The organism is Clostridium sp. AM27-31LB, assembly GCF_003480745.1.
GTDB classification, from domain to species: Bacteria; Bacillota; Clostridia; order Lachnospirales; family Lachnospiraceae; genus Butyribacter; species Butyribacter intestini.
Window position 1 is genome coordinate 1 of the sequence record NZ_QUJS01000032.1, and the last position, 617, is coordinate 617.

At 31.6% G+C, this 617-nt stretch carries 1 protein-coding gene; it reads left to right on the plus strand.

The features are described 5' to 3' along the window. Window positions 1-408: 408 nt before the first annotated feature. Window positions 409-617, plus strand: a 209-nt coding sequence (locus DW721_RS15885) for a hypothetical protein (protein ID WP_147355428.1), incomplete at its 3' end; no start/stop codon positions are given.

Here is a 617-nt window from a genome sequence, read left to right on the forward strand (position 1 = left end):
TCATTTGTCGGATTGAAATATATACCCATTTAAACACCCCGTTTCTTATAAAAAATAGTTAGTATTTGTGAAAAGATTATTAGTATTGTCTGATTGTTTTTAGTATATTTTGTTTCGGGTATAATGTCAATTATGTAAAAATTGTGCAATTTTGTGGTGGGTTATCATTCATGTTTGCTATACAAATAATTATTAAAACCGGAAAGATATATAATTATGCCAAAAATCGTGAAAAGTGGTCGAAAACTTGGGAAAAGTGGTAAAAACAGCAAAAAAATAAAAGAATTTACCACTTTTCCCTTATTTTCGACCACTTTTCCTAAATTTTAAAATAATGCTAAATTTTGTGGTACAATGTTGTTGACAAAAGAAAATGCTGAAAAGCAGAACAATATAGGGAGGTAGATTATGAGTAAAAATTTAAGAAGAATGGTAACAATTGGTTTGGTAGTGGCAATGGGAATTTTGCCTATGAGTGCACATAGTAACATGGCTTCTGCACAGGAACAAGAACAGACCGGGACATTGGTTATGACAAAGGAGGATGAGATTGACAGCTTTGATGACCTTGCAGGAATGACATTAGATTTGAGTGATAAAAATATTGTGCCTGATGA